The following is a 6,475-nucleotide window of genomic DNA, read 5'->3' on the forward strand; positions in this document are numbered from 1 at the left end:
TGGCGGCGCAGTTCCGCCGCCTCCACCCCGGCCTCCCGATCGTCCGCGGCGACGGCAACGCCCTGCCCCTCGCCGGCGCCTCCCGCGATCTCCTCACCTACGCCCAGGCCTGGCACTGGACCGACCCCGCCCGGGCCGTGCCGGAGGCGCTCCGCGTCCTGCGCCCGGGCGGCGCGCTCGCCCTGTGGTGGAACATCAACGCGCTCGACGTGCCCTGGATCGCCGAGGAGTCCGCGCGCGTCGCACGTCACTTCGGCGTGGACGCCGCCGCCGAGCAGCGCGACCACCTGAGGAACGCCTTCCCGGACGGCACCGTCGAGGAGACCTACGACGTCGTCCTGCTCGTCGCCACCGCCCCTTCGTAGCCCGCGAGCAGCCCACGGACCGCGCTTCGCCACCGCTTGACGCGGCCTGCCCCGGAGAGGATTATTCATCACATGATGAATTACTCCTCCGAGCCGCCGCGCCCGGACACCCCGCACGGCGACGAAGGGCGGGCCGACGGCACTCCGGCCGTCCGCGCCCGGGACCTCACCGTCGTCCGCGGCCCCCGCACGGTCCTGCGCGGCCTCGACTTCACCGTCCCGCGCGGCCAGGTCACCGGCCTCCTCGGCCCGTCCGGCTGCGGCAAGTCGACCCTGATGCGCGCCGTCGTCGGCACCCAGGCCAAGGTCACCGGCACCCTGGACGTCCTCGGCCTCCCCGCCGGCCACCCCACCCTGCGCACCCGCATCGGCTACGTCACCCAGGCACCCTCGGTCTACGACGACCTGACCGCCCGCCAGAACCTCGACTACTTCGCCGCGATCCTCCACCCCGGCCGCGCGAGCGCCGACCGCCGCCAGGACGTGGAGCGCGTCCTCGCCGACGTCGACCTCACCACCCACGCCGACGCCCTCGCCGGCAACCTCTCCGGCGGCCAGCGCAGCCGCGTCTCCCTGGCCGTGGCCCTCCTCGGCACCCCCGAACTCCTGGTCCTCGACGAACCCACGGTCGGCCTCGACCCGGTCCTGCGCCGCGACCTCTGGCAGCTCTTCCACACCCTCGCCGCCGAACGCGGCACCACCCTGCTGATCTCCTCCCACGTCATGGACGAGGCCGAGCGCTGCCACCGACTCCTGCTCATGCGCGCGGGCGAGATCCTCGCCGACGACACCCCCGACGCACTCCGCACCCGCACCGGCTCCGAGACCGTCGAGGCGGCCTTCCTGCACCTGGTGGACGCGGCGACCGCGGCAGGCCGCACGAAGGAGACCACCCGATGAGCACCACCCACCCGGCGACGACCACGCCGACCCCCACCGGCGCCCTGAACCTCTCCCGCACCACCGCCACCGCGGCCCGGGTCCTGCGCCAACTGCGCCACGATCCCCGCACCATCGCGCTGATGCTGCTCATCCCCTGCCTGATGCTGCTGCTGCTCCGCTACGTCTTCGACGGCAGCCCGCGCACCTTCGACAACATCGGCGCCTCACTGCTCGGGATCTTCCCCCTGATCACGATGTTCCTGGTCACCTCGATCGCCACCCTGCGCGAACGCACCTCGGGCACCCTCGAACGCCTCCTCGCCATGCCCCTCGGCAAGGGCGACCTCATCGCCGGCTACGCCCTCGCCTTCGGCGCCCTCGCGATCGTCCAGTCCGCCCTGGCCACGGGCCTCGCCGTCTGGTTCCTGGGCCTCGACGTCACCGGCAGCCCCTGGCTGCTCCTCCTCGTGGCCCTGCTCGACGCCCTCCTCGGCACGGCCCTCGGCCTGTTCGTCTCGGCCTTCGCGGCCTCGGAGTTCCAGGCGGTCCAGTTCATGCCGGCCGTGATCTTCCCCCAGCTCCTCCTCTGCGGTCTGTTCACCGCGCGCGAGAACATGCACCCCGTCCTGGAGGCCGTCTCCGACGCCCTCCCCATGTCCTACGCCGTCGACGGCATGAACGAGGTCCTCCGGCACACCGACATGACCGCCGCCTTCGTCCGCGACGCCCTGATCGTCGCCGGCTGCGCCCTGCTGGTGCTCGGCCTCGGCGCGGCGACCCTGCGACGCAGGACGGCGTGACGGCCGAGGGACACCACCATTCCGCCCACCGGACAATCACCCCGCCCCCGAGGCCCCGAGTGCGAGGATGAACAAGGACGACGCACCCTCCGGAGGGCACCCCAGCCATGACGCAGAAAGTCGCGGTCCTCGGCACCGGCAAGATCGGCGAAGCCCTGCTCAGCGGAATGATCCGCGGGGGCTGGGCTCCCGCCGATCTCCTGGTCACCGCCCGCCGCCAGGAACGAGCCGAAGAACTCCGCACCCGCTACGGAGTCACCCCGGTCTCCAACCAGGAGGCCGCCAAGACCGCCGACACCCTGATCCTCACGGTCAAACCGCAGGACATGGGCGTCCTCCTCGACGAACTCGCCCCGCACGTCCCCGCCGACCGCCTGGTCGTCAGCGGCGCCGCCGGCATCCCGACCGCCTTCTTCGAGGACCGCCTCGCCGCCGGCACCCCCGTGGTCCGCGTCATGACCAACACCCCCGCCCTCGTCGACGAGGCCATGTCGGTCATCTCCGCCGGCAGCCACGCCACCGCCGACCACCTCGCCCACGCCGAGGAGATCTTCGGCGCCGTCGGCAAGACCCTCCGCGTCCCCGAGTCCCAGCAGGACGCCTGCACCGCCCTCTCCGGATCCGGCCCGGCGTACTTCTTCTACCTGGTCGAAGCCATGACCGACGCCGGCATCCTCCTCGGCCTGCCCCGCGACAAGGCCCACGACCTGATCGTCCAGTCCGCGATCGGCGCCGCCACCATGCTCCGCGACAGCGGCGAGCACCCGGTGAAGCTCCGCGAGAACGTCACCTCCCCCGCCGGCACCACCATCAACGCCATCCGCGAACTCGAGAACCACGGTGTACGAGCGGCTCTCATCGCCGCCCTGGAAGCCGCCCGCGACCGCAGCCGCGAACTGGCCTCCGGCACCAAGGACTGACCGCGCCGGCCCGTCCGGGGGCGGATCACCCCGCCGCGTCCACCACCTCCTCCGTGGTCACCACACGCGCGAAACCGCCCCCGTGCAGGGACACCGCCGACGCCCGCGCCACCTCGTCCGCACCGCACCGCCAGCCGAACGGCCCCTCCAGGTCGAAGGTGTACGTCGCGTCGAACGCCACCACCACGTCGTACCCCAGGTTCCCGCCCATCCGGGCCGTCGTCTCCACGCACATGTTGGTCTGGATCCCGGCCAGCACGATCTGCGAGATCCCGGCCCCCTTCAACCAGGCGTCGAGATCGGGCGAGCCGTGGAACGCCGAGTTCACGTCCTTCGTCACCAGCAGCTCCGCGCCTCCCTTCCCACGCCGCTCCTCCACGTACTCCTTGAAGCCGTTCCCCTCATGACCCGCCCGCAGCGGCGACCCCGGCTGCGTCGAGTCGTGCCGTACGAAGACGACCGGCCGGCCCGACGCCTGCCACACGTCGATCAGCGACGCGATGTTGTCGTCCGCTCCCGGGTTGTTCCGCGGCCCCCAGAAGCCCAGCTCCTCGAAGCCCTGCTGCACATCCACGACGACCAGCGCCGCGTTCTCCGCGATCTCCATGCCCACGATCCTGCCGCCGGGCCCCTCCCACCCCCAGGGGTCTGAAAGACATCGATCGATGGATTACCGCCGATGGTTTACTGCCGACGTGGAGCAGCCCTACCGCGTCGCCCTGATCGCCTTCCCCGGCATCCGCGCCTTCGACGTCTCCGTCATCACCGAGGTCTACGGCGCCGACCGCACCGACCGCGGCGCCCCCGCCTTCGACCTGCGCCGCGTCGCCACCGACACCACCCCCATCCCCATGCGCGGCGGCCTCTCCCTCCACCCCGACCGCACCCTCGGCTGGCTGGCCGAAGCCGACCTCGTCGTCGTCCCGGGCCTCGACGACCACCTCACCCCCGCACCACCGCCCGTCCTCGACGCCCTCCGCCACGCCCACGCCCGCGGCACCACCCTCGCCGCGCTCTGCGGCGGCGCCTTCACCCTCGCCCAGGCCGGCCTCCTCGACGGCCGCCGCGCCATCACCCACTGGAACCTCGTCGAACTGTTCCGCGCGCACCACCCCCACGTCACCGTCGTCCCCGACGCCCTGTTCATCGAGGACGACAACATCTGGACCGCGGCCGGCACCGCCGCCGGCATCGACCTCTGCCTCCACCTGGTCCGCACCGCCCACGGCGCCGAAGCCGCCGCCACCATCGCCCGCTCCATGGTCACGGCCCCCTTCCGCACCGGAACCCAGGCACAGTTCATCGAGCACCCCACCCCCCGCGCCGACCGCGACGCCGACGCCCTCGCCGCCGTGCGCGAGCACGCCCTGCGCCACCTCCACGAACCACTCACGGTCGCCGACCTGGCCGCCCACGCCGGCATGTCCCCGCGCACCTTCGCCCGCCACTTCACCGCGGCGACCGGCACCACCCCGCTGCGCTGGCTCCTCGACCAGCGCGTCGCCGCAGCCCAGCGGATCCTGGAACGCACCGACCTCCCCATGCCCGAGGTCGCCCGCAGAGCGGGCTTCGGCAGCGAGGTCACGATGCGCCAGCACTTCGCATCGCGCCTCGCCACCAGCCCTCGCGCCTACCGAGCGGCGTTCAGCGCGGCCGCCCCGGTATCCGAGCCCGCAGGCAGCAGCCCGATCGCCCGGTAAGCGGCATCCACGGTCGGCCGGGACATGGCCCGCGCCCGCTCCGCACCATCCCGCAGCACCCCCTCCACATGGCCCGGATCCGCGCACAACTCCTTGTGCCTCTCCTGCACGGGCCTCAGGACCTCGACCACAGCCTCCGCGGTGTCCTTCTTCAAAGCGCCGTACGACTCATATACACCGGCCAACGCCTCCGGGTTCCCACCCGAGCACGCCGCGAGGATCTCCAGCAGATTGGCCACCCCCGGCCGCGCCTCCCGGTCGTACATGACGTCCCGCCCGCTGTCGGTCACCGCCCGCATGACCTTCTTCCGCACCACGTCCGGCTCGTCCAGCAGATAGACGATGCCCGGCCCCGTGTCGTCGCTCTTGCCCATCTTCGCCGTCGGGTCCTGCAGGTTCATCACCCGCGCCGCCACCTTCGGATGCGTGGCCCTCGGCACCACGAAGGTGTGCCCGTACCGCTGGTTGAACCGCACCGCGAGATCGCGAGTCAGCTCCACGTGCTGCGCCTGGTCGTCCCCGACCGGCACCTCGTCGGCCCCGTACGCCAGGATGTCCGCCGCCATCAGCACCGGATAGGTCAGCAGCGAGAGCCGCACACTCCCGCCCCGCCGCTGCTCCCGCGCGGCCTTCTCCTTGTACTGGATCATCCGCCGCATCTCGCCGTCCGTGGCCACGCACTCGAGCAGGTACGACAGCCGCGCGTGCTCATCCACCTGGCTCTGCACGAACACCGTGCACACCTGTGGATCCAGCCCGGAGGCCAGCAACAGCGTCGCCGCCTGCCGGCTCAGCCTGCGCACCCGAGCGGGGTCGTGGTCCACGGTCAGCGCGTGCAGGTCGACGATGCAGAACAGCGCTTCCGCCCGGTGCTGGTCGACGGCGGCCCACCGCCGCATGGCCCCCAGGTAGTTCCCCAGCGTCAGGTGCCCGGTCGGCTTGATCCCGCTGAAGACCCGTGTCATCTCTTCTCCGTCTCCTGGTCGAGGCCGCCGTCCCGGCCGACCGCTCCTCGGAGCTCCGGAGGAGAAACAAGAGCGGCCGCCGGATCGGCGGCCGCTTGGGTGCGTACGTGAGCAGGGCCGCCGTCAGGCGGCCCACCAGAACTGGCGGTACGTACGCGTCGTCACAGGGGTCAGCGTAGCTCTGCGGGGTGGATCGAGGGCGAGGGTTGACACGGCCCGGTCGGATCCGTAGTGTTCTCCGGGTTGCCCGACGTGAGCGCCGACTCCGGTCGGTCCCCGGACAACCATTCCGCAATACCACTCCTTCTCGACGGCAGGCGTCTGTCTGCGCGTCGTGTCATTGGCGTGCGTATTCGCGAAATGAGGAATCCGCGTTCGAAAGGACGCAGGCCCCCGATTAGCTCGGGAGCCGGGAATCCGCTAAGGTCTCACTCGTCGGAACGGCCCAACGGCCGGGAAGGCACACCCCTCTGACGGGGAGTCAGGCTCGAAAGGGTCTGCTAGAGTCGGAAACGCCGGAAAGGGAAACGCGGAAGCGGGACCCCGGAAAGCACCGAGGAAATCGGACCGGAAAGGTCTGATAGAGTCGGGAACGCAAGACCGAAGGGAAGCGCCCGGAGGAAAGCCCGCAGGGGTGAGTACGAAGGAAGCGTCCGTTCCTTGAGAACTCAACAGCGTGCCAAAAGTCAACGCCAGATATGTTGATACCCCGACACCGGGTTGTCCCGGTGGCGAGGTTCCTTTGAAGAAAACACAGCGAGGACGCTGTGAACGCCGGGATCATTCCTCCCGGCGTTCCGCTCCCGTGTTGTGTGCCCCGAGCACGGGGAGACATTCACGGAG

General features: G+C 71.2%; 7 protein-coding genes. 5 read left to right on the top strand and 2 right to left on the bottom strand.

Going from position 1 to position 6,475, the window contains the following annotated elements:
- The 4 genes from B7L92_RS32345 to proC form a co-directional block, all read left to right on the top strand.
- The coding region (locus B7L92_RS32345; RefSeq protein ID WP_143626415.1) for a methyltransferase domain-containing protein at nt 1–365 on the top strand (365 nt) is incomplete at its 5' end.
- Between the two features lie 72 nt (nt 366–437).
- On the top strand, nt 438–1,265 hold the full coding sequence (locus B7L92_RS32350) for an ABC transporter ATP-binding protein (protein WP_081240853.1): 828 nt from the start codon (nt 438–440) through the stop codon (nt 1,263–1,265).
- On the top strand, nt 1,262–2,047 hold the full coding sequence (locus tag B7L92_RS32355) for an ABC transporter permease (RefSeq protein WP_016825176.1): 786 nt from the start codon (nt 1,262–1,264) through the stop codon (nt 2,045–2,047). The genes B7L92_RS32350 and B7L92_RS32355 overlap by 4 nt, the downstream gene beginning before the upstream one ends.
- A 107-nt stretch (nt 2,048–2,154) precedes the next feature.
- Nucleotides 2,155–2,967, top strand: coding sequence for a pyrroline-5-carboxylate reductase (proC, locus tag B7L92_RS32360; RefSeq protein WP_081240854.1), 813 nt, complete (start codon nt 2,155–2,157; stop codon nt 2,965–2,967).
- A gap of 25 nt (nt 2,968–2,992) precedes the next feature.
- On the opposite strand, the gene B7L92_RS32365 is transcribed toward proC, so the two are convergent.
- Nucleotides 2,993–3,574, bottom strand: coding sequence for a cysteine hydrolase family protein (locus B7L92_RS32365; RefSeq protein WP_081240855.1), 582 nt, complete (start codon nt 3,572–3,574; stop codon nt 2,993–2,995).
- Between the two features lie 58 nt (nt 3,575–3,632).
- Between B7L92_RS32365 and B7L92_RS32370 the strand changes: the two genes are divergently transcribed.
- Nucleotides 3,633–4,667 carry a GlxA family transcriptional regulator gene (locus B7L92_RS32370; RefSeq protein ID WP_081240856.1) on the top strand — a complete coding sequence of 345 codons (1,035 nt, stop codon included), beginning with the start codon at nt 3,633–3,635 and terminating at the stop codon, nt 4,665–4,667.
- Here B7L92_RS32370 and trpS read toward each other — a convergent pair.
- Nucleotides 4,598–5,632: a tryptophan--tRNA ligase gene (gene trpS / locus B7L92_RS32375; RefSeq protein WP_081240857.1), complete on the bottom strand. Its 1,035-nt coding sequence runs from the start codon at nt 5,630–5,632 to the stop codon at nt 4,598–4,600. The genes B7L92_RS32370 and trpS overlap by 70 nt on opposite strands.
- Between the last annotated feature and the right edge of the window lie 843 nt (nt 5,633–6,475).

It is taken from the genome of Streptomyces viridosporus (assembly GCF_002078235.1).
GTDB classification, from domain to species: domain Bacteria; phylum Actinomycetota; class Actinomycetes; order Streptomycetales; family Streptomycetaceae; genus Streptomyces; species Streptomyces viridosporus.